At 35.3% G+C, this 26,649-nt stretch carries 23 protein-coding genes and 2 tRNA genes; 13 read left to right on the top strand and 12 right to left on the bottom strand.

Annotated elements, in window-relative coordinates:
• Positions 1–245 precede the first annotated feature (245 nt).
• From AOB46_RS19865 to AOB46_RS19875, 3 genes are all read left to right on the top strand, one after another.
• Positions 246–959 carry a 3-ketoacyl-ACP reductase gene (locus tag AOB46_RS19865; protein WP_062702758.1) on the top strand — a complete coding sequence of 238 codons (714 nt, stop codon included), beginning with the start codon at positions 246–248 and terminating at the stop codon, positions 957–959.
• A gap of 327 nt (positions 960–1,286) precedes the next feature.
• Positions 1,287–2,114 (top strand): 50S ribosomal protein L11 methyltransferase, encoded by an 828-nt coding sequence (gene prmA / locus AOB46_RS19870; RefSeq protein WP_062702670.1) that lies wholly within the window; start codon positions 1,287–1,289, stop codon positions 2,112–2,114.
• Between the two features lie 9 nt (positions 2,115–2,123).
• Complete coding sequence (locus AOB46_RS19875; RefSeq protein ID WP_241489243.1) at positions 2,124–2,969, top strand: SH3 domain-containing protein; 846 nt, start codon at positions 2,124–2,126, stop codon at positions 2,967–2,969.
• Between the two features lie 327 nt (positions 2,970–3,296).
• Here the strand turns inward: AOB46_RS19875 and AOB46_RS19880 are convergent, their stop codons facing one another.
• The 6 genes from AOB46_RS19880 to AOB46_RS19900 all read right to left on the bottom strand — a co-directional run bounded on the left by AOB46_RS19880 (position 3,297) and on the right by AOB46_RS19900 (position 10,810).
• Positions 3,297–5,480, bottom strand: a complete 2,184-nt coding sequence (locus AOB46_RS19880; protein WP_062702672.1) for a peptidase domain-containing ABC transporter — start codon at positions 5,478–5,480, stop codon at positions 3,297–3,299.
• The gene (locus AOB46_RS19885; RefSeq protein WP_062702674.1) at positions 5,453–6,517 is read right to left on the bottom strand and encodes a hypothetical protein; all 1,065 of its coding nucleotides are present in this window, start codon (positions 6,515–6,517) and stop codon (positions 5,453–5,455) included. The genes AOB46_RS19880 and AOB46_RS19885 overlap by 28 nt, the downstream gene beginning before the upstream one ends.
• An 11-nt stretch (positions 6,518–6,528) precedes the next feature.
• Entirely contained in the window at positions 6,529–7,740 is a 1,212-nt protein-coding gene (locus AOB46_RS19890; protein WP_062702676.1) for a radical SAM protein, read from the bottom strand.
• Between the two features lie 41 nt (positions 7,741–7,781).
• Complete coding sequence (locus AOB46_RS23485) at positions 7,782–7,952, bottom strand: hypothetical protein (protein WP_157845088.1); 171 nt, start codon at positions 7,950–7,952, stop codon at positions 7,782–7,784.
• A 139-nt stretch (positions 7,953–8,091) separates the two neighbouring features.
• Positions 8,092–10,539 (bottom strand): TonB-dependent receptor domain-containing protein, encoded by a 2,448-nt coding sequence (locus tag AOB46_RS19895; protein ID WP_117590594.1) that lies wholly within the window; start codon positions 10,537–10,539, stop codon positions 8,092–8,094.
• Positions 10,540–10,573: 34 nt separating this feature from the next.
• Complete coding sequence (locus AOB46_RS19900; protein WP_062702678.1) at positions 10,574–10,810, bottom strand: hypothetical protein; 237 nt, start codon at positions 10,808–10,810, stop codon at positions 10,574–10,576.
• A 256-nt stretch (positions 10,811–11,066) separates the two neighbouring features.
• On the opposite strand from AOB46_RS19900, the gene AOB46_RS19905 reads away from it, so the two are divergent.
• Positions 11,067–12,821 carry a helix-turn-helix domain-containing protein gene (locus AOB46_RS19905; RefSeq protein WP_062702680.1) on the top strand — a complete coding sequence of 585 codons (1,755 nt, stop codon included), beginning with the start codon at positions 11,067–11,069 and terminating at the stop codon, positions 12,819–12,821.
• A 41-nt stretch (positions 12,822–12,862) separates the two neighbouring features.
• Here the strand turns inward: AOB46_RS19905 and AOB46_RS19910 are convergent.
• The 3 genes from AOB46_RS19910 to AOB46_RS19920 all read right to left on the bottom strand — a co-directional run bounded on the left by AOB46_RS19910 (position 12,863) and on the right by AOB46_RS19920 (position 15,385).
• Positions 12,863–12,936, bottom strand: a tRNA-Arg gene (locus AOB46_RS19910).
• A gap of 17 nt (positions 12,937–12,953) precedes the next feature.
• Positions 12,954–13,028 (bottom strand) — tRNA-Pro (locus AOB46_RS19915).
• A gap of 320 nt (positions 13,029–13,348) precedes the next feature.
• The gene (locus AOB46_RS19920; RefSeq protein ID WP_062702681.1) at positions 13,349–15,385 is read right to left on the bottom strand and encodes a M43 family zinc metalloprotease; all 2,037 of its coding nucleotides are present in this window, start codon (positions 15,383–15,385) and stop codon (positions 13,349–13,351) included.
• 77 nt (positions 15,386–15,462) lie between these two features.
• Between AOB46_RS19920 and AOB46_RS19925 the strand changes: the two genes are divergently transcribed.
• Entirely contained in the window at positions 15,463–15,948 is a 486-nt protein-coding gene (locus tag AOB46_RS19925; protein ID WP_062702683.1) for a hypothetical protein, read from the top strand.
• Positions 15,949–16,028: 80 nt separating this feature from the next.
• Here AOB46_RS19925 and AOB46_RS19930 read toward each other — a convergent pair whose 3' ends face one another.
• Genes AOB46_RS19930 through AOB46_RS19940 form a run of 3 tightly spaced genes read right to left on the bottom strand, consistent with a single transcriptional unit; the run spans position 16,029 to position 18,980 of the window.
• A complete protein-coding gene (locus tag AOB46_RS19930) occupies positions 16,029–16,805 on the bottom strand; it encodes an ABC transporter permease (protein WP_062702685.1) in 777 nt (258 codons plus the stop codon).
• Positions 16,798–17,703 carry an ABC transporter ATP-binding protein gene (locus tag AOB46_RS19935; protein WP_062702687.1) on the bottom strand — a complete coding sequence of 302 codons (906 nt, stop codon included), beginning with the start codon at positions 17,701–17,703 and terminating at the stop codon, positions 16,798–16,800. The genes AOB46_RS19930 and AOB46_RS19935 overlap by 8 nt, the downstream gene beginning before the upstream one ends.
• Complete coding sequence (locus AOB46_RS19940) at positions 17,703–18,980, bottom strand: erythromycin esterase family protein (RefSeq protein ID WP_062702689.1); 1,278 nt, start codon at positions 18,978–18,980, stop codon at positions 17,703–17,705. Before AOB46_RS19940 ends, AOB46_RS19935 begins: the two co-directional genes overlap by 1 nt.
• Positions 18,981–19,298: 318 nt before the next feature.
• Between AOB46_RS19940 and AOB46_RS19950 the strand changes: the two genes are divergently transcribed.
• From AOB46_RS19950 to AOB46_RS19985, 8 genes are all read left to right on the top strand, one after another.
• Entirely contained in the window at positions 19,299–19,835 is a 537-nt protein-coding gene (locus AOB46_RS19950) for a hypothetical protein (protein ID WP_062702693.1), read from the top strand.
• 10 nt (positions 19,836–19,845) lie between these two features.
• Positions 19,846–20,496 carry a hypothetical protein gene (locus tag AOB46_RS19955; protein ID WP_062702695.1) on the top strand — a complete coding sequence of 217 codons (651 nt, stop codon included), beginning with the start codon at positions 19,846–19,848 and terminating at the stop codon, positions 20,494–20,496.
• Between the two features lie 9 nt (positions 20,497–20,505).
• The gene (locus tag AOB46_RS19960) at positions 20,506–21,276 is read left to right on the top strand and encodes a sensor histidine kinase (RefSeq protein ID WP_062702697.1); all 771 of its coding nucleotides are present in this window, start codon (positions 20,506–20,508) and stop codon (positions 21,274–21,276) included.
• Positions 21,273–21,917: a response regulator transcription factor gene (locus AOB46_RS19965; protein WP_062702699.1), complete on the top strand. Its 645-nt coding sequence runs from the start codon at positions 21,273–21,275 to the stop codon at positions 21,915–21,917. Before AOB46_RS19960 ends, AOB46_RS19965 begins: the two co-directional genes overlap by 4 nt.
• Positions 21,918–22,291: 374 nt before the next feature.
• A complete protein-coding gene (locus AOB46_RS19970) occupies positions 22,292–23,137 on the top strand; it encodes a caspase domain-containing protein (RefSeq protein ID WP_062702701.1) in 846 nt (281 codons plus the stop codon).
• Positions 23,138–23,204: 67 nt separating this feature from the next.
• The gene (locus tag AOB46_RS19975; RefSeq protein ID WP_062702703.1) at positions 23,205–24,215 is read left to right on the top strand and encodes a trypsin-like serine peptidase; all 1,011 of its coding nucleotides are present in this window, start codon (positions 23,205–23,207) and stop codon (positions 24,213–24,215) included.
• 381 nt (positions 24,216–24,596) lie between these two features.
• Entirely contained in the window at positions 24,597–24,983 is a 387-nt protein-coding gene (locus AOB46_RS19980; RefSeq protein ID WP_062702705.1) for a hypothetical protein, read from the top strand.
• A gap of 78 nt (positions 24,984–25,061) precedes the next feature.
• Positions 25,062–26,174, top strand: a complete 1,113-nt coding sequence (locus AOB46_RS19985; RefSeq protein WP_062702707.1) for an aspartyl protease family protein — start codon at positions 25,062–25,064, stop codon at positions 26,172–26,174.
• Positions 26,175–26,649 lie beyond the last annotated feature (475 nt).

Raw genomic sequence — 26,649 nt, forward strand, 5'->3', positions numbered from 1 at the left:
TTTTCATTTTTTTACTATACTTTCAGATTGAAAAACCGGTTTTTTAGAAGCCGGTTTTATTATTTTTTGAAAATGTACTTATTCAACTTATACTGTTTTAGAATAATAACGCAAATACTGGCAGGTCTGTGGGATATTTTTATTCGGAAACCAATAAAACAGCTATTAAAATTCCATTAAATATGCTTTCTTCAGCTTTCATGAAAATGATCTTTCGTAACTTTGTTTACAGTAAAAATACCATTATGAATATAAGCGGAAAAAATGCCGTGGTAACCGGCGGCGGAAGAGGCCTTGGAAAAGCGGTGGCTTTAGCACTGGCCAATGAAGGAGTAAACATTGCTGTAACGGGCAGAAATGAAGAAAATCTTAAAAATACGGTTGAAGAGATCCAAAATCTTGGCGTAAAAGCAGAATATGCCGTGTTCAGTATTGATAACGAAGCTGAGGTAAAAGCAGGCATTGAATCCCTGGCGGAAAAATTAGGGGGAATTGACATTCTGATCAATAATGCGGGGATCGGAGATTTCGGAACAATTGAAGAAATGCCTTCCGAAACCTGGGAGCAGGTCATTAAAACCAATTTATTCGGAGTATATTATGCCGCAAAAGCAGCCCATCCTTTCCTGAAAGAAAGAGGAGAGGGAGACATTGTAAACGTAGCGTCTACAGCCGGATTAAAAGGAGGTCCGAATATGTCAGCCTATGCCGCTTCAAAAGCAGCCGTGGTTTCCTTATCCCAATCGATGATGGCAGAATGGAGAAAGCAGAACATCCGTGTAATTACATTAACTCCTAGTACAATTGCTTCTGATATGAGCATCCAGGGAGGTCTCACAGACGGAAATCCGGATAAGGTGCTTCAGCCTGAAGACTTCGCAGAATGGGTAAGGGATATTCTGAAAATGAACAGAAGAGCATTGATTGCCAACGGTTCCATTTTCTCTACGAATCCATAAGGTTTTAATAATTTAGCGTAATAGAAGCGGGCTTTAGTCCGCTTTATTTGTGTATGGCTGATACCTATCTGATTCTTTAAACTTGTTATAACATCCATATTCAATAAACTTGTTTAAACTTTTTGCATAGATGATATTATAAAAGTTTCAGAAGAATAAAATCACTAAAGTGTTTAAAATAAAAACTTTTGTAGTTTAATAAAAAGTTTAAACAGCTTTAATGTTTAACAATCAACAAAATATAAAATCCTCCGGCTTTAGCCAAAACTTACCCTTTCCATTTTTTTAACCGTAATAACATTAGTATTTTTGCAGCAAATTATTCACATGCAAAATTATTTAGAATTCAATTTCAAGATCACTCCGCTACAACCATGGAATGAGATATTAATGGCAGAGCTTATAGAAATAGGCTTTGACAGCTTTACCGAAGAGATTGACGGAATTTTAGGATATATTCAGACGGAATTGTTCAACGAAGAAGAGTTGAAAGCCCTTCCTATTTTCGAAAACGAAAATGTACAGATCAGCTATTCTTTTGAAGAAATGCCAAATATCAACTGGAATGAAGAATGGGAAAAAAACTTTTCTCCAATCAATATTGATGATAAGGTCTTAATCAGAGCAGAGTTCCATGAACCGGTACCAGGGATGCATGAAATTATTATCCAGCCTAAAATGTCTTTCGGAACCGGACATCACCCTACCACCCACCTGATGATCCAGCAGATGATGGAGATTGATTTTAACGGGAAAAAGGTTCTGGATATGGGTTGTGGTACTTCAGTACTTGCTATTTACGCCAAACAGCTGGGAGCAGGAGAAACCAAAGCAATTGATATTGATGAATGGTCGGTAGAGAATTCAAAGGAAAATGCAGCCAGAAATGGAGTTGAACTGGATATTGAACAGGGAACCGCGGAGAATTTAGGAAAAGAGCATTATGATATTATTTTAGCCAATATCAACAGAAATATCCTGATCTCTGATATTCCTGCCTATGTTTCTGTTTTGAATAAAGGAGGAAAGCTTCTTCTTTCGGGATTGTGCTTCTTTGATGTGGCTGACATTCTTGAAGTATGCAAAGAAAACGGTCTGGAACTGAAAAAACAGCTGCAGCGTGAAGAGTGGGTAAGCCTGCTTTTAGAAAAATAATAATACAAGATGAATATGAGGTTTTTAATGACGGGGATATTACTGCTGATTTTTCATTGTTTTTCAGCACAGACAGTTGACGAAATATATCCTGACACTATCTTTGATTTTACAGAAAATAAACCCCAGAAAATTTTTACCGACTGGACAAGGATCCGGAAAGATCCCGATGTGAAATCCCAGATACTGGATTCGCTTCCAACCAACCATCAGGTGATGATCCTGAAAAAGGAAGATGCCGTCCTGAAGCTTGGAGAGAGAGCTGCTAACTGGTATAAAGTTTCTTATCAAAAGGGAGATTTTGCTTCTGAAGGATATGTCTGGGGGGCTAATCTTTGTGTGGGCTACCGCAACAGGAACGGGTATGATTTCCTTTTCGGACTGGCAAAGACCATTGACAGGAAAAATCAGTATAATCAGATGGAAAAGCAGAATATTGCCGGAATTAAAATCATAGAAGGAAATACATTAATTGATGAAGTGTATTTTGATGCCGGAAGGGGAGAAGAACTGAGGTCTGCCACATTCAATATAGAAAGCAATCACAAGCTGCAGAATGTAGAATTTACATTAAAGGTTTCTACTTCAGGAGATGCCTGTACAATTGCCAGCTACGATCAATATGTATTTTTTAAGGATAAAAAGCTGGTTACCCTTCCCCGTCTGATGAGTGTAAGTGATGCCGGGGTATTTTATCATTCAGAAGAATTTATATTCCCGAATGACAAAGGTGGTATTCCCAATGCCTTCATCCTGAAAACAAAAGATATGGAACTGGATGACAAAGACCGGGAAAAGAAAACACAGTTTTCCAAAACCTATCTCTGGAATGGAAGTTCCTATAAGCTGAAATAAAACTCAGAATAAAAGAAAATTCAACCGCTGTATCTGATGCAGTGGTTTTTGTTTTTATGGAGGCTCAAAAATATTCAGATCATCTTTGCCGGAATGATCAACAAATTTTTGTTCTGGCTAAGGCTAAAGGTACAAAAATATGGTATTGAAACTTATTTCTGACTTTGCCCGTGATACGTATGAAATACCTTAAGCAGCATTAAAAAAATAGTACTTTGCATGCAAAAACAATTGCCAGTATGCTTAGGATTGATAAAATAACGCCTAAAAAAGAAAAAAGAATGGGTATTTTTCCCATTAAATCCGTTTCATTATTTTTTTTCATAATTATAAGCCTAATTCTAGTTGATTCTGTATTAATTCGAAATACTTTCCTTTGTTCCTGATTAACTCATCATGGCTGCCTTTCTCAATAATTTCTCCGTTATCCAGGACGATAATCTGATCTGCATTTTTTACAGTAGACAGCCTGTGAGCTACGATAATCATTGTTTTATTTTTGAAATAACGATCAATATTTTCGACGATAATTCTTTCATTTTTTGCATCTAAAGAATTGGTAGCTTCATCAAAAAATAAATAATCAGGATTTTTATAAATAGCTCTGGCAATTAATATCCGCTGTTTTTGCCCGTGGCTTATGCCTATTCCTTCTGTGCCTATTAAAGTATGTAATTTAAGAGGTAATTTATCAATAAAATCATCAATATTGGCCAGCTTAACAGCATTTAATAATTTTTCCGGATCGGCATTTTCTTCTAAAGAAATATTGTAGGAAATTGTATCTGAAAATATAAAACTATCCTGCAGAATTACTCCGCATTTATTTCTCCATAAAGTATTTTCAATGTCTTCCAGAGGTGTTTCATCCAGTAGTAAATTACCCTGCTGGGGTTTATAAAACTTAAGAATCAGCTTTAAAAGGGTGGTTTTACCGCTTCCGCTTACTCCAACAATAGCAGTGGTTTTGCCTTTAGGAATTTTTAGAGATATGTTTTTAAGAATATCATTGGAATGATCATAAGAAAAGTTTATATTTTCAATATTGATGTCCTGAATTTCATTGAGTTTTGAAACTTTGCTTATATTTTCTTCATCCGGTTTATTATGAATTTCATTAAGTCTTTCAAAACTCACTTTTACCAGCTGATACTGCATGACAAAGTTGATTAATTGACTGATGGGCACATTTAATCCTCCGATTATATACATAACTGCAAGCATGCTCCCTATGGTGAGTGTTCCATTCATGACAGCAATTGCCGAAACAAATACAACCAATATGTTCTGAAAAAAGCTGATAAACCTGTAGCTTTCATATTGTTGATTAATTTTAAGCTTGTCAATGTTATTCAAATAAACATTGGTCTGTATTTTCTGCCATTCATTTCGCTTGTTTTCCTCTAAATTATTTAATTTGATTTCATGCATTGAATTAATCAGCTCATAAATCTTGTTTTGGTCCTTTGCATTAAGGGAAAATGTTTTTTTATCCAGAACCTTGACCTTCTTAAAAAAACTGAAGATCCATCCTAGTTCAACAGCGGTACAAATACAGATAATCAGGAAAATGGTTAAATTAAAATATAGCAGTACAAAGGAATAAATGATAATGGTAAAAATAGAAAAAACAGCCTGAATAAGGTCTTTAGACAGGAACGCTTCAATTCTTCTGTGATCATTAATCCGCTGCGTTAAATCTCCTATGTTTTTACTGTTGAAAAATTTGAGCGGAAGTTTCATTAATTTCACCAGAAAATCAGAAATAATAGACAGGCTGATTCTGCTGCTGATATGAATAAAAAGCCAGGATCTGTAAAATTCCAGACCTACCTTACTGATAAATAAAGTGATCTGAGCGATTAGAATTAAGTAGATCAGGGATATGTTTTTCTGAGCGACCCCTTTATCAATAATTTTTTGTGAAAAGAAGGGAAAAATAAGCTCTATACATGAAGATATTAATAAGGTGAGCGCAATAAAAAATAACTGCTTTTTATATTTTCTTAAATATTGGATGACGTATTGTAAATTTCCCCGTTTAGGTTTTTTTTTAAGAGTTTTTTTTTCCTCGTTATTGTTAGCAGGCTCCATAAGTAAAACAATTCCTTCCTCCTGATTTTGTGACCATCCTTTTAAGAATTGGTCTTTTGAATATGTGGCTTTTCCAAATTCGGGGTCGGCTATCATAACCTTATCCTTTGTAATAGTATATACTACGATAAAATGATTTTGATTCCAAAATGCAATAAAAGGAACAGGGGCGTTGTTTACTAAAGAATCATAATCTGTTTTCGCAATGAGGGTCTCAAACCCAAGAGACGAAGCAAAAGCTTCCAGTTTTTTGATTGATATTCCATTGTATTGAAGCTCATCAGTAAAATACTCATCAGTATAGGTTTTATTGTAGTAATCACTAATCATTCGCAAACAGACAAATCCGCAGTCTGTGCTGGAAAGTTGATAATAAAACGGAGTTTTTTTTAAGCGAAACCATTTTTTATTAAACATAATTCTGCAAATGTTTTTTCATTTAAAATTTCTTTATAAGGCGCAAGATCAAGCAACAAAAAACCTTTACTAATTAATTTTAATCTATCGTTTCTATAGGTGGCGGATATTGCATTTCCATATTTCTCCCAGAAATTATATAAACCGTACCAGACATAAATAGCCTGAACCAGATTCCGGATCGTTATTGAATTATTTGACCACGGAGAGATTACAGTTCTTCCCATTTCATTAGATACTTCTCTGCTGGGCTGCCAGACATTAAGCTCATCAATCATGTATAATAACCCGTGAATTGCTTCATGAACCAATGCATCTACAATGACACTGTCCTCAACCGTATGTCCGTTACAGATCAGAACCCTCCCGATATAGCCTCCATCTGACCCTGAAGTAAAAAGAGTTTCCTTTCCTGGAATTTTTCTCAATAACAGGGTATAGATATGCTTTTGAATTAAACATTTTACAATAGGATCGAACATCTCATAAACCCTTGTTAAATTATCTGTCATCTCCTCAGCCTCAGAATAATCATAGGTTGTTGACAGCCATTCTTTAGGCATATGCTCCTCATCAACCCTGTTATATGCGCTGAAACAATCAATAGGTATTTTTGTATCAGACAAATAAGGGGTAGAGAAAGTTTCAAAATTGTTATTTCCTGTGTGATTGATGAAGAATGATCCATCCAATGCCCAGGAGCTGTCCGAATATTCTGCATAATCAAATGCTTTTTTCAATTTTGCTTTTTCCATCTCTATTGCGTACAAAAAAAACAACTTTAACTGGTTCTGATCAAAATCATTCTGCCATAACAGCCTATTGATAACCTCAGGAGTTCGCAGCAAACTCTTTTTTTGTTTTGAACCCAGTTCCTCATAATGTTCTTCAATTTTATTTTCTTTAATAAAAGCCAGGAAAAGATTATTAATAAAATGGTTAAATGTGTTTTCTACAGTTGTGAAAATAGGACAGCTTTCATCAGAAAATAGTAATGCATGACGGGCAAGAGATATGTTTAATGATTGATCTTCCATTGTATTAGTTTTTATAGATTATTTTCCATTTCATTTTCATATTCCAGTTTTGTAATCATAGTGTCCTGGATTACTTCTTCAGGTAAGCTTGATACAATTCTGTTTTGGATATGAATGATGAGTTTCATAAGATTAGAGCAGTAGATACTGGGATTGTCAAAATGTTTATCATGTGAAAAACGATGGGGGAGATACCCTCCGCCACATATTTCCTTAACCCTGCATTTTTTGCATGTCTGGGATAAAATTTTATGGCTTAACTGATACGTCTTTGCTAAAGGGGTTTGTAAGGCATCATCAAAACTCGTAGTATTTACATTAGCGTTTCCTTTGGTAAAGCCATCTCCGCATATTTTTAATACATCCAGAGATTCTATATCACCATTGGTTTCAATAACAAGTACATCTGTATTTTTGTTACCCATACTGTCGGAAGACACGTCATAACCTAAAATATTCAGCATAATTCTTTCAAAATACCCGATTTTTAAATTATTTGTATCATCATTATACCATAAATCAAAGAGCCTTATCATCCAATCGGCGTGTAAAGTAGTATTGTTTTCTATATCTTCAGCGAGTTTTTCGGGGATATTTTCATAATTTCCATCTGGTAACAAAATATCAACAGAAGATACCTTCAGAGAAAGATACATGTCATAAAGCACTTCAGGCTGAATATCTATATTAACAACCGAAAGTACTCCTATAGACCGGTTTGAATAGTCATTGGCCAGTTTAATTCCTTTTACAATATCCTTATAAGATCCCTTACCAGAGTGGTATATACGGTACATGTCATTATACTCTTCCGGGCCGTCAATACTTACTCCGATGCTAATGTTCAGCTTATTGAATAAATCGCACCATTCTTTAGTAAGAAGAACCCCATTAGTCTGCATCGTAAACCTTAACTTAATGTCGGTAGCTTCCAAAATCTGTCTGGATACTTCAACCAGATGTTCATAAAATTTTTGAGGTGCCAGTAATGGTTCCCCTCCATGAATGATGAATGTAAAGGTCTTAATGTTGTGTTGTAAACAGTGTTCTTTTATCCTGTATATAAGAGATTTAACAACATCCGGGCTCATCACTTTAGGCTGGGTCAGATAAGATTTATCTCCTTGATTGTAAACATAACAATATGTACAATTCAAATTGCATCTGCTTGCCACTTTAACTACTGCAAAGCGGCATTTTAGATTTTCAGTGGTATGTGCCATAATTTTAGAAAAGGAGGGAGTTTTTAGCTCCCTCCGGACAATTAAGTTAAAATTGGTGTTTCTACTGATCTTTCCCAGGTAGATCTGGAAAATGAAGGAACACCTTTTGCTCCTGATGGATCTACAATATCTTTCAATTTGTTATTTTGAAATAATGATAAAGATTTTGTTAACACTTCTTGGTCTTTTTTTGAAAATTTAGTCTTTTTCATGATAAAAATTTTTATGATTTTAATTAATCAAAGTTTTAACACATTGGATTCGAATTGGTGTATATTTGCAAATATATTTTGACATTCTGTGCGGTAAAAAACAGTACAAAATGATTAGTATTGGTATTTAGTGACTACATTAATTCACCCGCTTTTTTTCTTCATCATTGCTGAACTTTTTATTTTGTCCTTTTATTGATTTTCCAAAATTCCACGTCAGTGATAGCCTGATTTTTTGTGTGTCGCGATAATCAAAATTTTCTTGTTTTATGCCATTCACGTATTGAATAAATGTCCTTTTTTGTGTTCTGAATACATCCATAAAATTAACGGCAGTCTGAAGTTTATTTTTAAGGAATAAAAAATTGAAGCCCGCATCAAAATAGTAAAAATCAGATACCTTAAAGCTCCCGGCAACGGAAGAAGACTTATAGAAAAAATTTAATTCTGATCGGATTGTTTTAGCTTTATTGAGGTTGAAAACATTATTGGATTTCAATGAAAAAGTCCAGCCGTCAATGTTTGAAACTACATTGGGGGTTTTAGAGGTTGTTTGTGAATAGTAAAGATTGAATTGATTATTACTTTCCCACCATTTCCATTGATTAAAAGTATAGCTCTCCACCCATCCGATACTTTTTTCTGTATAAAAGTTAATTGGTTTTACAATCTGAATAGCAGAGCCTGCCGAGACATTCATTACCTCATCAAAGCCATTGGTTAAGTTATAGGCATAAACAGAACTGTAAAGATTTTTATAAGTATGGGATAATTCTATATTATCAGTGAAATAAGGCTGTAAAAACGGATTTCCTTCAGAATAATTAAAAGAAGAAGTATAGAACCTGAATGGGTTTAACTTTGAAAAGGAAGGCCTGTCAATTCTTCTGTTATAATTAAGTCCCAATGTACTTTCCTCAGATAATTTGTAGGTTAGGTAAAAGGTTGGAAAAAGTTTTAAATAATTATTTTTAGTTGTTTGACTAAGGGTCTCGGAATAGCCTTTTGTTTGTGTATTTTCCAACCTTAAGCCTAACTGAAGAATCCATTTCTGAGACAATTCTTTGTTACCGGAAATATAAACAGCCTGTATGTTTTCTTTATAATTAAAAACATTGCTTCTGGACGGATCAAAATCCGGGGAGGCACTTGTTGTGTTAAAATAAGAAACATTACTGTCATTATTAATGAATGATACTTTTCCTCCAAATGAAAATTTCATCCATTTCAAGGGAGTTTCAAAATCAGCTTTTGCAGAATAAATATCAATATCCTGATTATTTAAATTATTGGCCGCACTGTATCTGTCAGGAACTTCTGTTCTGTCTGGCAGAAAAGTATTGGTATTAAAGTTATTGTTCATGTGCAGAGTGTATTTAAAATAATCTATATCCATTGAAAACAGAGCACCTTCATTATTCATTTTTGTTACGGAATGAATATTCAAAGAATGTGTTTTTCTATTCATTTCTAAACGGGAAGGAGTTATAACCAGAGAATCTGTAATCAAATTATTGTTCATGATACTTGATGTATTAATACCTTTCCGGATGGATTGCCCCGATGCCCCGGAGTACTGTATTCCGATGGTTGTTTTTGGGCTTATCTGATAATCCAAGGAAATATTTCCGCTCCAATTATTTTGAAGGCTTCTTGCCGTATTGGTTTCAAACCAGGTATAATTGGGATAACTTATTGTATATTCCTGATAAGGAGCAATACTTCCATTGCTGTAATTAATATTTGAATTAATGGTCAATTTATTTTTCTGATAATTCAGCCCTCCTCCTAAGCTGCCTAAAGGATAAGTTGCTTGTGTATATGAAGTCTTCAGATTCCCGCTTATACTGTTCTTCTTAGCTTTTTTCATTTTGATATTTATGATTCCGCTATTTCCTGCTGCATCATATTTTGCAGGTGGATTGGTAATCACTTCTATACTTTTTATATCGTCCGATTTTATATTTTTCAGGAAACTGATTAAATCATCTCCTGAAAGCTGTATTAATCTGTCGTCAATCATTACAGACATTCCACTTTTACCAATCATATAAATCTGATCATTCTGAATATTTATATTAGGGGTAACTTTCAGGGCATCTAAGGCATCTCCTCCGAGAGAAGAAATAGAGTTTTCAACATTGAAAACCAGCCTGTCTACTTTTCGTTCAATAAACTTCTTTTTTCTTTCCAGAACTACTTCTTTTATTTCCTGTATTTTATCTGTTTTAATGTTTCCTAAATCCATGTTTGCCTGTAAATCAATGTCTTTATAGAAAACAATATCTTTTAAATATTTTACCTGCAAAATGTATTTTCCATGAGCTCTCTTTATCGTAAAGAATCCCTGAGCATCTGAAAGCTCACTTGTAATGGCAACAGAGTCCTGGGTTAAAAGAATTACTTCAGTAAATTCAACAGGATCATTTTTCTCATTAATAATTTTTCCTGTTATCTGGAATTGTTGTGAGAATAAAAGACCGGATAATAGCAGCAATACCGTTGATAGAATGTTTTTTCCTATAGCGTCCGTATTGCTTCCTATTCTTTTAATTGAATTGTCCTTTATTACTGTAATTTTTAACATATGATCCTCTGAATGTAGATTTCTGCCTTACTGATTAAGGTTGATTTTTCCATTGATGTCCATCTTTTGGAGGCGGATCATCTTTAGAGGTTTCATTTTTTATGGTATCATTTCCCATCTTAAAATTATCTGATGAGTCTTTTTGGTTATTTAGCTTAAGTTCATCACCATTGTAGGTTGAGGGCTTTACTTCCAGATCATCATCCTGATTCTGAGGCACACAGGAAGAAACTGATACTATTACTAGAAATACTGAGATAATCTTTTTCATGGTCTGGTGAATATTTAAAGTTTATCGAATTATTTTTACCGAATTTATCAGTCTAAAATCAGCTTAGAAACCAATTGATGTATCTATTTCAAAATAAGTACGTGCTAATTGATGAATTGGCACGTATTTAACATATTGATTTTCATTGTTTTATATTGTTGTTTGAATTTCGTTTTATCGAAGGGATAACATTTGTTTTTTTCATACATTATTGATATATTTTAATTATTTTAGAAAAACTTTAACCACAATACAAATGCTGATCAAAAAAAGTTGCTTCATAGTATTTCATTTACTCTCTGCGATTTTACTTTCACAGGAAGTCTATAGTGATTATTATAAGCTTAAAAGAGAATATGAAAACTACCCGGAAAATGATAAAAGGGCTTTTCCCTATATAAATTCTTATATCAATAAAGCTAAAAGGGAAAAAAAATATGCGCAGCTGGTTCAGGGATATAAGGATGCCGTATTTTATTCATATTCAGAGGAAAATAAATTAAAATATGCGGACAGTACCATCATAGCTGCAAAGTTACTGGAGGATAAAGATGCCATTAGTGATGCCTATCTTGGAAAAGGTATTATATACTATTTCAATTATAAAAAATACAAACCGGCATTAGATGAGTATTTAAAAGCATATGAATATTCATTAAATACAAAAAATGATTATCTGAGATATAAGATACTCTACCATCTTGGAGTTGTAAAAAGTTATCTGGGATATTATGATGAGGCTGCAGTTCATTTTAAAGAAACTGTGGCCTTTTTTGAAAAAAAATCCAAAGAAAAGAATCATCCTAATATTATTTTCAATAACAGAAAGGGCTATTTTAACAGTCTGCATCAGATGATTATATGTTATAGAAATACACATCATTATAAGGCCGCAGACTCACTGATCAGTATTGGATTATCCAAAACATTAAACACTAAAGATTTTAGACAGGAAAACGGGTATTTTCTCAAAGAACGCGGTATTGGGGAATACCGCAGAAAAGAATATCAGAAAGCAATCCATACGCTGGATCAATCGCTGAAACCTCTTCTTAATATTAATGATTTTGCCTGGGCTACAGTTGATTATTTTTATATTGGAAAATCCTATCTGGGAATTGGTGATTCAAAGAATGGTATTTCTTATTTTCAGAAGGTAGATTCAGTATTTCAAAAGCATAGTTTTATTCTTCCTGAATTAAGGGAAAATTATGAACTGCTGGTTAAATACAATAAAGAAGAAAAAAATACCGAACAGGAATTATACTATACCAACCAGCTGCTAAAAGTGGATAGTGTTATTTCAAAAGATTTTACTTATCTCGCTTCCAGAATCCACAAAGAATATGATACAAAAACGCTGGAAGGGGAGAAAGCCAGGTTGGAAAAAGAAGCCTCATGGAATACCCGTGTCATTGCCGGTCTGGTTTTTATTGTCGTTATTTTAATAATAATACTCATTATACGATATAAAAAAGAAAAAGAAATAAGAGTGAATTACAGGCTATTGGAAAAAAAGATCCTGAACAAAAATAACGATGATTACCAGGAAATTCCTGTGAAGCCAAAGAATGATAATAAGCTCGAACTTGATTCCAGAATAATTGATGACCTGCTGGCTAAACTTAAAGATTTTGAAGAAAAAAACAAGTTTACAGAAAATGGATTAACCCTTAATAAACTGGCAGCTAAGTTTAATACAAACTCCAATTACCTCTCTCAGGTTGTTAATGAATGCAAAGGGACAAATTTCAACAGATATTTAAGTGAATTGCGTATTAATTATATTACAAATAAGCTGTATAATGATAAAAAATATCTTAATTATAAAATAGAAACCTTAGCAGAAAAATGCGGAATAGCCTCCAGGACCAATTTTTCTAATCTTTTTCAGGAAATCAATGGGATACGTCCTACAGATTTTATAAAAAAAAGAAATCAGGATTTGGGAAAAGAACAGAACTTTTCTGTATTTAATAAAAAAAGGGAAACAATTCAGAATAAAGACTAATATCAACAAAAAACCTCACAATAATAATTGTAAGGCTTTTGTGAGCGCGAAAGGATTCGAACCTTTGACCGTCTGCTTAGAAGGCAGATGCTCTATCCAGCTGAGCTACGCACCCTTGTTTTTGAAAATAAGTCGGGGCGGCAGGATTCGAACCTGCGACCTCCTGGTCCCAAACCAGGCGCGATGACCGGACTACGCTACGCCCCGATTGGTAGTCATCTTAAACAAATTTTACTTCGTTTTTGCGAGTGCAAAGATAGAAACTTTTTTTGAATAATAAAAACAATTTGTGAAAAAAGATTTTTAGGCGTTAAAAGCCGGAAATACTATTTCATTGTTTTTCTGTACGTTGAAAATTACCAAAAAATAAATATTTTTCACTTTTGAAATTTATTTCACTGACTTACAGTTGAATAAAGCTTAATTCGTTATTTTTTTTATTTTAAGCGAAAAATACAGCTGAAATTGCTGTTAAAAAAGCCCCTAGACAAAATCTAAGGGCTTTGATTATAATAGGGGAAAATAATTTATTTTTTGATGAATTTTATATTTTCCTGTTGTTTTTCATTTTTGAAGCTGATGAAGTAAACTCCTTTTGTCAGCTCAGATACATGAATTTTCTGATCTTCAATAACTCCGGTTTTGATGATCTGACCTACTGCGTTATGAATTTCATATTTCGTTTTATCTGAAATATTGGTTACATTCAGAACATCACCTACAGGGTTCGGATAGATACCCACTGTATTTTTGGCTTTTGTCACTTCATTAGTTGCCAGGAAATTTCCTACTACTTTAAATTGTCTGCTTTGAGTATCTGCAAACAGATCATCACCAGCAGCAACAATATTCCCCGCTGAATTTTTAATTCTGTAAAAACCTCCATACTCATAGATACCATCTGCTTCACTGTCATTAATGGTGAAGGTATAGCATTCATTTAGAGGAAGTACCCAGTTTTCAGTATAAAGGTCTGGAATTGGATTGACCGTCGGATTAACAACATCAGTGTAAGGTCCACCCTGATATAACGTAGTCCCTGTACTGTTTTGTAAAGTCCAGGTTGTTTCTGATCCAAAATAATCTAATTGTAATTCTAAAGTGAAATTTGTATTGGATACCGGTGCAGAATTAGCTAAAGCAACGGAAGCTGAGTTATTAGTGCTTCTTTGATCAGTAGTTCCGTTTACAGAAGATATCTTGGCGGAAACAATACCAAACCCTGCTCCGGTAGGAATATTAATGATGGCATATTTATCCTGGGCAAGATTTCCGGTCCAGTTGGTGGTCTGCTGGGCACCTCCATTTACGGAATAAGTAATTACTGCAGAAGTAAGCGGGCTTGTTCCTCTGTTATATAATGAGAATTTAGCAATAACAGGAGCAGGAGAATCTCCACAGGCCGTCTGATCGCAGTTTCTCTCACCTTTTAATTCAGCATCGTTGGCGAATAACGGAATAGGAAGATCAGCTGTTGATGTTTTTAATTCCATTCTTCTTGGAGAATTGTTCATCACGGTTGTCATCCTGTCCTTCTGGTTGATCGTGAAAATGTTCATACATGAATCATTGGTATAGTCCATATAGTTCTCAAACATTTCATCTGCAGTACCACAGGTATTTGATCTTGGGTGTGATGGGCATCCTCCGTTGGATGTTTTATGGATAGGTGTATCAGCACAGTAGTCGTTTCCACAGTTGGAGTCTCCCCAGATATGTCTTAATCCTAAGAAATGTCCTACCTCGTGGGTCATCGTTCTTCCCCTGTTGTAAGGAGCATTAAGCATGAATGTACCATCGTTATAGGCAATGCTTCCGAAAGTTGAATAATTGGCTACAACCCCGTCAGTATCTGCATAGCCACCATCAGATGCCAGGCCAGGAAGGGTAGAGGCAGATGGGAATTGTGCATAACCAAGAAGGTCAGAATCGGAGAAATTTACACTCCACATGTTCATATATTTTGTAGGATCCCATATTGTTGTAGGCTTTACATAACTGTCAATAGCAGCTGTAGACCATGATGCCTGACAGAGATTGATACGATCTATTCCGTTGGTAGGATTTCCGTTCGGGTCAACTTTTGCCAGGGCAAATTGTATCATTGTATCTGCACCTGCAGGATTCGTATTGAATCCCGGAGTTCCGCTCAGCTTTCGGTAATCATTGTTCATTACGGTAATCTGGGACTGAACCTGAGCATCAGTAATATTGGGAGCAGTACCTAATGTTTCTCCACTGTGAATAACGTGTACTACAACCGGAATGGTAATAATCCCTCCGTTTTGAGATTTGTTGAACTGTGCATTGGCAATTAAAGGACCAATCCAGTCTTCAAATTCTTTTTCTGTCATTCTGCTTGGATTCTGCTTCTGCAGCATCGCTTCATATTCTGAAGAAGCACATCTTACAAACCCATCTGTCTTTCTTAATTCCTCCAAAGTATAAGTTCGTCCAAAAACGATTTTATCCTGAGTATTGGTATTCTTTTTTTGACCAAAAACCCAGCAGGTAAGGATTAAGAGTAGTAAAAATGGTAATTTAAAAGTAGTTTTACCTTTCATTTGGTTATTTTTAATTAATTTTACAAATATATGTTTTTTATATATTTTTTTTTATTATTAATTGATAAATAATTAAAATGAAAATTCAGCTGCTCATCATATTAACTCCACTTTTACTGTTTAATATAGGTTGTAATTCTCAACAGAAAAACTCTGAGGTACAATTGAATAGAGCACAGCAAAGATTTGAGGTTAAAAAAATAGAAGTTACAGAACAGACAAGAGGAACCAACAGGATTATTACGTTTATCCCGGGGTCTAAAATAACATCTGTGAATGGTTCGGAATCAGTTACTGTATTATCTGCAGCAGATTGGGGCAATATAGTAAAGCAGGCCGAAATGATTGATCTGCCTAAGATTTCAACATTAGAATCACCCACTGAAGGAAGGGCAACAGACAGGGCACTTGCTTCCGCCATAATAATTACAACAAGCAAAGAAACGTTTACATCGTCAAGCTTCGATGCAGGAATACCGCCAAAAGAACTGGAAGGCTTATACAAGCTTCTTGTTGACAGGAATTCACCAAAATCTAAACTTCCTAAACGAGACGTTCGCTGATCTTGTTGAGTATATTCAGAATACAGAAAATCAGAAAATAAAAATTCCCCGAAATTGAATATTTCGGGGAATTTTTATTTTTATCCGCCTTTTTTTCTTACGAATAAATAAAAACTTATGACAGCAAAAACGAAAATTGCGGCAATATTGCTGTAATCCAGTCTTTCAAAGGAAATATTTTCAGACATAAAATTCCCATAAGATTTATATCCTCCGGTGTAAACCAGAAAATCGGAAAACTTTTTTTCATTAACTAATCCGGAGAAAATCAGCATAAACATACTGATCCCGATAGGATAGATGAAATTTTTGAAAACAAGGCTGAGAGCCAGCTGAATCATGGCTATGGCGGAGAGAGTAATCGTAAATTTTAAAAAAGTATAAAAGATAACTTCCCTGAAATCATAGTTCTGGAAACCCAACTCCGGGAAAACGATGCTGAAAAGATAACCGCTCAGCAGAAGTGTAAAGTAAGAGAGCAGAACAGATAACAGGATTGTAATCAGGATAAATAATGCTTTTGAAATGAAAATCTTTGATTTTGAGACAGGGATGGTGAAAAGAATCTTATAATTATTGTTCTTATATTCCACATCACAGCAGGCATGCACAAAAAGAGAGACCAGAATAGGATACAGCATGTAGAAAAACATGAATACCATTCTTCCCAGTGACATTTTCCACGGATTTTCCGTGCCGCCTCCCGTTCCGATTCCGGAGCTGATGACATCATAAGCTATGTAAAGATCAATAGCGAAAATGATGAGTGCCGGAACTAAAAGAACCCCGAATATCTCTCTGTTTTTAGATAGTTTATACTGTTCAGAGGAGAAAGCCTTATAGAATGTATTAGTCATGGTTTTTAGAGATTAGGTTAATGAAGATCTGTTCAAGATTAGCACTTTGAGAATCGATTTCATAAATCTCAATCCCGTTTTCAATCAAAGTTTTTAAAAGAGTATGAAACGCTTTGTCATCGTTGATTTTAACTGAAATTTTATCCGGGCTATTCAGAGAGGCAGAAAAAGCTGTTCCCTGAAGGACAGAGAGTGCATTTTCAGGGTTATTTATTTTTAAGAGGATCTCTCTTTCAACCTGGCTCAGCAATTCATCTTTTGTTCCCTGAAAAATCATCTGTCCGCCTTCAATAATACCGATATGAGTGGCTGTCTTTTCCAGCTCACTAAGAATGTGGCTGGAAAGGAAAATCGTTTTTCCCTGGTCATTCAGAAACTGAAAAAGCTTTCTCATCTCAAAAATACCCTGTGGATCAAGCCCGTTAAGAGGTTCATCCAGGATCAGCAGCTTAGGATCGTGAAATATAGCCATAGCAATTCCGAGGCGTTGTTTCATTCCCATAGAAAGGGCACTGGCTTTCTTCTTTTTTTCACGGTGAAGATCCACCAGCTCCAGCACCTCATCAATCCTTTTTGTTCCTTTACCATAAATAATATCAAGATACTTCAGATTTTCAAAAACACTAAGTTTTGTATAAAAGCAAGGGGATTCAATGAGGTTGCCGGTTTTGGACAGGATTTCGGTACGATGGTGTCTGAGGCTTTTGTTTTGTATGAAGATCTTATCTTCCGTTTCTTCCAGAAGCCCCAAAAGCAACTTTATTGTGGTGGATTTTCCTGCCCCGTTTCTCCCCAGATATCCATAAATGCTGCCTTCCGGGACGCTAAGGCTGATATTGTTTAAAATAGTTTTGCCGCCTAATGTATAGTTTAAGCCTTTAGTTGTAATGCTTTCCATTATTTTTTGAGTGGGGTTACAGCTTTGTTAATATCAATATAAAAAATTCCGTCGCAAAAACGGCTCCATACCCTTTTTTCGTCCATTCCCTGATTAATGGTAGACACAAATTCCTGTTTTAAGAATGAGTTGCCGGGGATATTTCTCAGATTGATAAAGAAATAAGGAGTTTTTGTTTCATGAAATGTATTTTCAATCGCAAATTTTCCGGGTTTGTTGATAATATTTCCCGCTTTGTTTGGTTTGCCATATGATGAAAAATCAATCATATAGGATGCTTTTCCATATTTATTTTTGATATGGGCTCCCAAAGGAAGATAATCTTTCGTGTACCGTGATGCAAAAGTGTGGATGTTGGCACACCATACAATGATTTTCTGATCTTTATACACCGAATCGATTTGATAGATGAGGTTTTTGGCCATCAGAGAGTCCCTGAAATTCATACTTGACATAGATCCGGATTTGTATTTCCAGATTTTAGTTAAATTATTCTTCATATCATTGAAATACCGGGCATATATCGTATTTTCTGAGGTTTTGTCCAGTTTCAGAACAGCCTCTTCAAGCTTTCCGACTTCACTGATGAGTCTGCTTTTATCGTTGCCTTTCAGAACCTTATTCGTATACCCTTCATAGATAAAGTAATTCATTTCACCGGCATGTTTACTGAAGAGAGGAAATTTTTTGATATCAATATTATTTCTGCTCAGGAAGTTATTGATCAGCTTTACACGTCTGCTCATTAAAGCATCTCCCGAAAGCTGGATGTCAAATCCTCCCACTTCAATAGGAGAGGCAGAAGCTTTCGTTTTCTGATAATACTGTATAAGAGGCTGGCTTTCCTTATTCATCCACCAGAATCCAAAGAGACCAAGACCACCGATAGAATCGGAAGGAACTTTCAGCTGGTGATTCTTCATTTCCTCATTCATGAGCCACGTATCATACTGCCCGGCTTCATATAAAACTACATTATACCCTAAATTCTTATGGAGATATTTGATCATCCGGCTTTTTGCCTCGAATGTAGCACCGTCGTAATGGGTATTTTCACCAAGCAGAACGATTTTGTTATCTTTAAGGATCGTGTCAAATATTTTCAGATCGCTATCATCGCTGTTCTCGATAGAAATACTTTTGATGGGAAGCTGATAGCGTTTAACTTCGGATAGAAGCTCTGCTTTTTCTTTTTCAGGGAGCTTTTTATAGACTAATGTGTTCAGGATTAACACAGATGCTGTAAGAATGATAAAAGTATATAGTATTTTCTTCATTAATTAAAAATTACAGGTTGCTATAGTTGCTGTATATGTATAGGTTTTGATCTCTTAGTTACTTATTTATAATAAATTACGTTTTTCAATGAGGAATTATGAGGCTCTCGGTCGAAAATAATGCCATTTGGTAAAATAAAGACGAATTGTCATGTGCAGGCGAAATAATGAAAAACAGAGTGCAGGCCGGTAAAATTTCAGTTTTCATTAATATATTATCTGTTTTTTTTAATTTATATTTAAATAAATAGTGTTTTTCCCCTTTTTTTTGGATCAGAAGATGAGTAATTTTGTTAGATAAATTATAAACCACAGGAAATGAAAACTACTTCTTTATCTAAAAATTTAAGCATGCTTTTCATGCTGCTTATATTAGGTTTTTGTATGATAAACTGCACACCGCCAGTAGATGACAGCTATAAAAATAAGCTCATCAGTTACGACGAAAGACAGGTGCTGTTTGATGAGTATACCAAAACCAATCACATGGTGCTTACCAAATACAGAAACGGAGAACCGGATTCACGATGGTACTGGTTTTCTCTGGAAGAAATGGAAGGTTACATTCAATACGTAAAGGAAGAAGCGAAAAAACAGAATAAGGAAAATGTAGGAATCAGGATTTATATGGGTAAATACCCGGTAAACCATCCTAAAAGTAAAATGGCTAAACCTGAATATGCAGGCTATCAGACTATATTTCTGGTTCCTACTTCCAGAATGCCAGAAAATGATAGCAGGAAAGTAATGTCAAGAACCACATCGGATGAAAATGCAGACATACCGGATATAGAAGCCATGAATATGACCAATCTGGCTCCTCCTCCTAAAGCATATTCAGCAGGAATGCAATAACGGAAAAACCATGAGCTGGAATATAGAAATAGGAAAACAGATAACCATGACTGTTTCAGTAGCAGTAATGATGCTGATGGCAGTAAAATACCGTAAAATAGAAAAAGTGAATTTATTTTTCGCGGCAGCATATGTACTGTCTTCCTGTATTGATATATTCTGCTATTTTTATTTCAGGGTAACAGAAAACCCCACGGATATATTTTATACTGTCGGATTTTTAATCATTGTTTTTTTTCTGTACCTCTGCTATTATTACCAGCTGCTTTATCTGCCTTTGCTTAAAAAGATACAGAAAAGCCTTTTGGTTCTTTTTGTACTGAACATTCTGATCATGTTTTTTACAGAAGATAATCTGCTGGGACATTTTTCTTTTAATATGTTCTATATCAATATTCTTTTGCTGATGTTTTCCATTATTTTATTTCTGTACCAAACCTTTAATTCTGATAAAATACTGGAGATTAAAAACTATCTGCCTTTCTGGATCTCGGTAGCTCTGCTGATCTTTTTTATTGGATGTATTCCGATTTCCTTTTTCAGAACTACAGTTTCAGAGAATATTTACTTTTTTATACTATTTATGCTGAATATGATCAGTAACGGAATATTTATACTGGGGCTGCTCTGGCATCAACAGGACAAATCCAGATCAACCTGAATTTGAAATATGGAAGAGAATAATTTAGTGATTTCCTTTACCATTACCCTTCTCATTGTTGTATTAATGATGATATTCATTTATGTGGTTTTTATCAAAAAGAAAACAACCCTTCTGATAAAGCAGAAAGAAAAAGATATGCGGTTTGAAAAAGAGCTGGCCACATCGCAGGTAGAAATAAAGGAACAGATACTGAATTATATCGGTCAGGAGCTGCATGACGATGTGGGGCAGAAACTTTCCGTAGTCAGGCTCCGGCAGAACCAGTTGATTGCCAAGTTGAAAAACGGAGAAAAAGAAGAATTAAACGAGCTGAGTGAGCTGCTGGGAGAATGTATTCAGGATATAAGAAATCTATCCAAGACCCTCATTACGGAACAGATTATTCATTTTGGACTGACCGAATCCATAGAAAGAGAAGTGGAGCGGATAAGAAAACTGAAATTACTGAAAATTGAGTTCATTACTCAAAAACAGGATATTGATATTTCTCCTAAACATGCCCTGATTCTTTTCCGGATTATTCAGGAGAGTATCAACAATATTCTTAAACATTCACGGGCCAAAAATCTGAAAATAGAGCTGGACGATAATGATGAAGTACTGCGCATTAATATTTCAGACAACGGGAAAGGATTTAATACCCGGAATATGCAGGATGGCTCCGGACTGAAAAATATGGAGCTTAGAGCAAAGCTTATTCATGCAGAGTTTTCTATATGCTCAGAACTGGATAAAGGAACACAAACCTCAATAACTTATTACAAATCTATACCATGAATACCATTCCGATAGCAATTGTTGATGACCATACTTTAATGTCTAAAGCATTAGAGAATATGATCGTGGAAAATCCGCAGTACAGCGTAATTATGAACCACCCTAACGGAGAAGATTTCATTGCTGCGCTGGAGCAGGCTTCCGAATTACCTGCCGTTGTACTGATGGATATTAATATGCCCTATAAAAACGGAATTGAAACAACAGAGTGGCTTAGTGAACATCAGCCTGATATTAAGGTAATTGCCCTTACCATGGAAGATGATGAAAAAGTCCTCATTAAAATGCTGAAAGCAGGAGCAAAAGGGTATCTGCTGAAAGATATGCAGCCTTCCATACTTTTCCAGGCCATTGATACGGTATTTGACAAAGGCTGCTTTTATACAGATTTTGTAGCCCAGAAGCTGCTGAAAGTAAAAGCGGAAGATTCTAAAACGGCTTCACTTCTTTCAGAGCTTAAAGACAGAGAAAGAGAATTTATAAAATGGGCATGCAGTGAGCTAACCTATAAAGAAATTGCAGACAAAATGTTTCTCAGTCCCAAAACCATTGACGGCTACAGAGATTCCGTTTTTCTGAAACTGGAAATAAAAAGCAGGGTAGGCCTTGTACTTTTTGCCCTGAAACACGGGCTGGAGTGACCATCCTGATCATCCTGTAATCTATTATTCACCATTATTTCAATTCTGTTTTTTTAGACAGGATACTCTTCTTGTCCGGCATTATCATTGATTGTGCCGGATTTTGTTGTATGAATATATAGGATAAACCAGAGTGTGTAAACTTAGCAAAACCTTTGTACTCAGAGGATAAGTGAAGAGCCTTTATCCTAAAGGTCTTGGTGATTATTGACCCTTGTCCGGCCTCGAGATTAAGTGTTTTTCCTGCTGTAAGATGGTGCTTTTTCCTCTGTTCCCGATGTCAGAAATAACGGAATTTTGACCTGTCAAATTACAATTGGCGGCGGAACCTGAAAAGCCTGAACAGAGTAGGGACTATTTTAAAAACTAAAACAATGAAAAAAGCATTAATTGTGGGAATCAATGATTATGCGCCTATAGGATCAGGAGGTCCTGACCTGAATGGCTGTATTAATGATGCAAGAGATATGGCCAATACACTGGTAATCTGTGGTTTTAATCCTTCAAAGATTAAAATTCTGACCAATCAGAATGCTACAAGGGCGAATATCTTAAATTACCTAAAAGCAATGATCAGCAGTAGCTCAAAAGGAGACTCTCTGGTTTTCTATTATTCAGGGCATGGAACAAGGGTGGCTAATATTGGAGCAGATCTGGAAATAGACGGTCTGGATGAAGCCATCTGTCCGCATGATTATGCCACTGCCGGAGTTATCCGTGATGATGATTTTAAAGCAGTGCTCGAAAAGCTGAAGGCAGGAGTAAATATGGAAGTAATTTTTGACTGCTGCTACTCAGGAACCGGAACACGAAAAATGGATCTGGGAATTGAATCGGAGCTTGCTTTTGAAACGGCACGTTACATTCCGCCAATGCTGGAAGATGAATTTTACATGACATATGCCAGTGAAATAAAGGCATCAGGAAATTCTAAAAAAGCGGATATAACCACAAAAGCCTTGGTGCCTGTTACCGGACTGAATCATACCTTATGGGCGGCCTGTAAAGATAATCAGGTTTCTATGGAAGGAAACATCAGCGGGCAGATCAGAGGATATTTTACCTATCATTTCTGTAAAGTACTCAGAGCAACCAATGGAAATGTCATCAGAAGAACACTTGACAGGCAGGTTGCTGTAGCTTTAGCAGCTATGGGGGCAGCCCAGATTAATCAGACGGAGAGCATTTCTACCGAATTTTCTCAAAAAATATTTTCATAAACAACCATAGGCGTAACCTGAAAAGCCATCAATAGAGTAAGGATAAACTGATTAAAAACCAATAATCATGTCTAATTCAGAAAACAAAAAACCAATGACTGCAGAGGAAGTTTCAAGACTTAAATCTGTAAAAGCAAAATCAGCTGAAAAATCAGCCGACACGGAGAAATTTTTAAATCAGAAACCGGAAATGGAAACAATTGACGGCCGTACATATCCGAAAGGAATGAAAACAGTCGGAATGGCAATGGATGAGAAAAAGTCTGGTGAGAAGCAGCTTGAAACCGATCATTTTTATCCGGTTCATGCAGATTTGGAATACCAACCGAAGCTGGAACCTAAAAAAAATCGTAAACCCAAATTTATTGAAAGAGAAACTTTCGAGGCTGTTGAAGGAGCCAGAACAATATTTGGTGCTGATCAGAGAAAAATATACAATTCTACAGCCTATCCGTGGCGTTGTGTAGGAAGAGTAGAAAGTCCTTTAGGTACAGGAAGCGGAGTGATGATAGGACCGAGACACCTGCTTACCTGCTCGCACATCGTAGACTGGCAGCCTAATAACAATACAGGATGGCTGAAATTTACCCCGATGTACTACAACGGAAGTGCTCCTTATGGAAGCGCATGGGGCGTACTCACTTATTATAAATATAAAGTAGCCGGACCAAGTGTTGATTCCACCGAAATTCAGTATGACTACGTTGTTATCGTATTAGACCGTCCGATTGGAAACAGCACAGGGTGGATGGGCTCAAAGTCCTATACTGATTCTTGGGATGGAGGAGCTTACTGGACACATGCAGGGTATCCCGGTGACCTGACGGGAAGCCAAAGACCAACTTATCAGACCGGAATTGCCCTGGATGGTGATTTCTGGAGTGCTGACGACAATGAAAGTATGAGCCACAAGGCAGATATATGGCCTGGACAAAGCGGCGGACCGTTCTGGGGATACTGGGATGGAGCCCCTTATGCTGTTGCCACACAAAGTGCCCATAATCCAAGTGATAACTTTGCAAGTGGAGGCTCAGATCTGGTAGATCTTGTCAAAAGAGCCAGAAACGAACACCCTTAATTAAAAATAAAAAGACTGCCTGGCTAAGGCAGTCTTTTATTTTGTAGAAATACAGAGCTATTCTACTACAACCAATTACTTCATATGAGAAAATGCAATATTTTTATCTGATATAGGATTTATACGATGATTCAGAATAAAGGATATAACGGAAAAATCTGAAAATAATATAAACAAGAAGCCTCACAGTTAAGAATTGTGAGGCTTTTGTCAACCTGGTATGATACTATCATTTTTCGGTAAATTCTTTAAAAAAATATTTTTAACACGACGAGTTCTGTCGCTTCCGGGCGATATCTTTGTTTTAGAAATCAACAGGATAGAGCGCTCTCTGTTATTCATTTTTTAACCAATCAATTCACCTTAACACTATTATTTATTATGGAAAGAATGCCATTCACTCCGGAAGGGGTACAAGCGAGACAAAACGAAATCAGCAATTTATCAGTTGATGAAAGACTTGAAATTTCATTATATGCGGCTAATAATCCGATTGATTTTATTTCAGAAAACTTTGAATTAAGTGAAGAGCAGCAGGAATACCTGAGGTCACTGGAGCTTGTTGATTTAAGAGTAACGGGTTTCAGTATTGCAGCGGGTCTGCTGGGGCAGATTCCTATTGAAATGCAGGATACAACCCCTCCTTCCGCGTTTGCAGCCAGGGGGAAAAAGAAGAAGGAAGTTTCAGCCAGCATCAATACTTCAACCAATCCTCAGACGGGAGCAACTACCTTAGGCGGTTCTATTATCGTTAAATGGACCTGGTAATAGTTATCAAAATGGCTGCCTCACCGGCAGCCATTTAATTTTATATCCTATATTTGTCTACGCCTTAAATAAAATAAAATGAAAAAGCCATTTTTTATACTTTTATTACTGTTATGTCCTTTTTTCTTTAACGCTGCAACAATCCCTTTTGAATTAATTGACGGAAAAATATTCGTAACTGTAAATATCAAAAATAATAAACACTATTTTTTGTTTGATACAGGTGCGTTTACTATTATTTCTTCAGAATTAAAAGGAAAAATAGGCGAAAAAAAAAGTAATATCATTTTCGAGGCCAGTGATGCACATAGTGTAAAATCAAAAATGGATGTTTTCTCTACGAATGATCTGGAAGTATCTGGTTTGAAATTTAAAAATGTAAATTTTTCATTTACAGACGTAAGCTGGATGACTGGCAGAGCTTGTAAAAAGATCAGTGGAATATTGGGGGCCAATATGATGAAAGGTAAAATATGGCGCATTGATTTCAAAACAAAAACAATCAGTGTATTTGATCAACCGATGGCCAATTCAGCCAGTTCGGTTGTCATTCCTTTTTCTGAAGAGAATTTTACCAACGTTCCTAGAGTAAAAGGTAAAATAAGAAATCAGAATATTGAATTTATATTTGATACTGGTTCAGGAATGGGTATTACCCTTAGCCATAATCTATATAATTCAATAAAGGACAGTAAATTTCTGACATTCGAGGGGTTGCTTTCACAAGGTTTAAACAGTATAAACAAAGGCGAAAGACAGGTAGATCTGATGGAGGTTGAATTCGGTGCCGCCAATTTAGGAAATCAGATTGTAGACAGCAGCACGGATATTCTTAATTTAATAGGCGTTAGATTTCTTGAAAACTATTTAGTTGATATTGATTTTATCAATAATAACATTATACTTAATTCCAATGGCAGAAATCTTGAGTATCCGTCGTTCGGGGTTGCCTTTGCACCAATAAATAACGAAATTATTGTGGTTAACAAATTAAAAATTCCCGAGCTGAATGATATAGACTTAACAACAAAAATTGTTAAAGTGAATGATATTGATGTTTCAAAAATAAATGAAGAAGACTTCTGCAAAATAAAAACAATCCTTGATAGCAGCCCAACCATTAAAATAGAAAATGAAGCCCGTAAAAAATTCACTTTAGAAAAGAAAAATATTTTACAGTATCTAAACTAGAAATCTGTCTATGTGAAATATGAATAGATCAGGCATCAATATAGGAATGTACCATTATCGTCCTCAAAATAAATTTAAAAGTAAAATCAAATGGTATTTTATCTGATGATTCAGAATAAAGAATATAGCAGAAGCGCATTAAGCCAATATAAATAAAAGACCTCACAAGTAAAAATTGTGAGTTTTTTTGTGAACTTTGAAGGACTTTCATTGAACGCTCTGTATGCAGATTTTAATCGGGTTTTTAAAGGTGTTTTTTGATTATCAATTATATAATTTTATTGAAGGTAGTTTGGTTCCAGAGAGGTTTCATAATCGTAATATTGAATATTTTTGATCAATTGTTTCCGGCATCCGTCTAACTTATTGTTATTCTTAATGATGAGAACTGCGGTTGCAATTAGTAATGTGAAATATTTATGCTGATTTAGTAATTATTTGATATTTTTTAATCATAAACGTATTATTGAGTTTA

This window comes from Chryseobacterium indologenes (assembly GCF_001295265.1).
GTDB classification, from domain to species: Bacteria; Bacteroidota; Bacteroidia; order Flavobacteriales; family Weeksellaceae; genus Chryseobacterium; species Chryseobacterium indologenes_A.

Coding starts and splice junctions, on each gene's coding strand:
- AOB46_RS19985 (WP_062702707.1), top strand. CDS start 25,062: ATGAAAAAGCCATTTTTTATACTTTTATTACTGTTATGTCCTTTTTTC.
- AOB46_RS19900 (WP_062702678.1), bottom strand. CDS start 10,810: ATGAAAAAGATTATCTCAGTATTTCTAGTAATAGTATCAGTTTCTTCC.
- AOB46_RS19935 (WP_062702687.1), bottom strand. CDS start 17,703: ATGGAAAGCATTACAACTAAAGGCTTAAACTATACATTAGGCGGCAAA.
- AOB46_RS19875 (WP_241489243.1), top strand. CDS start 2,124: ATGAATATGAGGTTTTTAATGACGGGGATATTACTGCTGATTTTTCAT.
- AOB46_RS19925 (WP_062702683.1), top strand. CDS start 15,463: ATGAAAATTCAGCTGCTCATCATATTAACTCCACTTTTACTGTTTAAT.
- AOB46_RS19885 (WP_062702674.1), bottom strand. CDS start 6,517: ATGGAAGATCAATCATTAAACATATCTCTTGCCCGTCATGCATTACTA.
- AOB46_RS19905 (WP_062702680.1), top strand. CDS start 11,067: ATGCTGATCAAAAAAAGTTGCTTCATAGTATTTCATTTACTCTCTGCG.
- AOB46_RS19955 (WP_062702695.1), top strand. CDS start 19,846: ATGAGCTGGAATATAGAAATAGGAAAACAGATAACCATGACTGTTTCA.
- AOB46_RS23485 (WP_157845088.1), bottom strand. CDS start 7,952: ATGAAAAAGACTAAATTTTCAAAAAAAGACCAAGAAGTGTTAACAAAA.
- AOB46_RS19950 (WP_062702693.1), top strand. CDS start 19,299: ATGAAAACTACTTCTTTATCTAAAAATTTAAGCATGCTTTTCATGCTG.
- AOB46_RS19980 (WP_062702705.1), top strand. CDS start 24,597: ATGGAAAGAATGCCATTCACTCCGGAAGGGGTACAAGCGAGACAAAAC.
- AOB46_RS19965 (WP_062702699.1), top strand. CDS start 21,273: ATGAATACCATTCCGATAGCAATTGTTGATGACCATACTTTAATGTCT.
- AOB46_RS19865 (WP_062702758.1), top strand. CDS start 246: ATGAATATAAGCGGAAAAAATGCCGTGGTAACCGGCGGCGGAAGAGGC.
- prmA (WP_062702670.1), top strand. CDS start 1,287: ATGCAAAATTATTTAGAATTCAATTTCAAGATCACTCCGCTACAACCA.
- AOB46_RS19975 (WP_062702703.1), top strand. CDS start 23,205: ATGTCTAATTCAGAAAACAAAAAACCAATGACTGCAGAGGAAGTTTCA.
- AOB46_RS19960 (WP_062702697.1), top strand. CDS start 20,506: ATGGAAGAGAATAATTTAGTGATTTCCTTTACCATTACCCTTCTCATT.
- AOB46_RS19940 (WP_062702689.1), bottom strand. CDS start 18,980: ATGAAGAAAATACTATATACTTTTATCATTCTTACAGCATCTGTGTTA.
- AOB46_RS19970 (WP_062702701.1), top strand. CDS start 22,292: ATGAAAAAAGCATTAATTGTGGGAATCAATGATTATGCGCCTATAGGA.
- AOB46_RS19930 (WP_062702685.1), bottom strand. CDS start 16,805: ATGACTAATACATTCTATAAGGCTTTCTCCTCTGAACAGTATAAACTA.
- AOB46_RS19880 (WP_062702672.1), bottom strand. CDS start 5,480: ATGTTTAATAAAAAATGGTTTCGCTTAAAAAAAACTCCGTTTTATTAT.
- AOB46_RS19890 (WP_062702676.1), bottom strand. CDS start 7,740: ATGGCACATACCACTGAAAATCTAAAATGCCGCTTTGCAGTAGTTAAA.
- AOB46_RS19895 (WP_117590594.1), bottom strand. CDS start 10,539: ATGTTAAAAATTACAGTAATAAAGGACAATTCAATTAAAAGAATAGGA.
- AOB46_RS19920 (WP_062702681.1), bottom strand. CDS start 15,385: ATGAAAGGTAAAACTACTTTTAAATTACCATTTTTACTACTCTTAATC.